The organism is Bacillus sp. SIMBA_026, assembly GCF_046535335.1.
Taxonomy (GTDB): Bacteria; Bacillota; Bacilli; order Bacillales; family Bacillaceae; genus Bacillus; species Bacillus velezensis.
In genome coordinates this window covers 1-263 of the sequence record NZ_JAWRWX010000252.1, presented here as the reverse complement: position 1 = coordinate 263, position 263 = coordinate 1, and the positions used below count along the sequence as shown (strand labels likewise).

At 61.6% G+C, this 263-nt stretch carries 1 protein-coding gene; it reads left to right on the top strand.

The features are described 5' to 3' along the window. The coding region (locus SB847_RS21380; protein ID WP_410578666.1) for a hypothetical protein at positions 1 to 263 on the top strand (263 nt) is incomplete at both ends.

The window sequence follows — 263 nt, the reverse complement described above, 5'->3', positions numbered from 1 at the left end:
GAAGGGTTATGTTGTGACCGGCGTAACGGCCGGCCTGACAGCTGGTCTTTATGACCAATGGACTGGCACCGAGACCGCAACAGGTACCTCTCCGGCTATTGACGGTCATGCCGGGCAACTGGCCAATAGCGGCACCGTCACCGGCGCCACGCTCAACACCTGGCAGGGCATTGGCCAGTTTGCCGCCAACCAAGCGCTACAAAATGGCACCTCAGTCCTGCTAGAGCGCGCGTTAGGCGGCGATGCCAAACTCAGCGACGCCC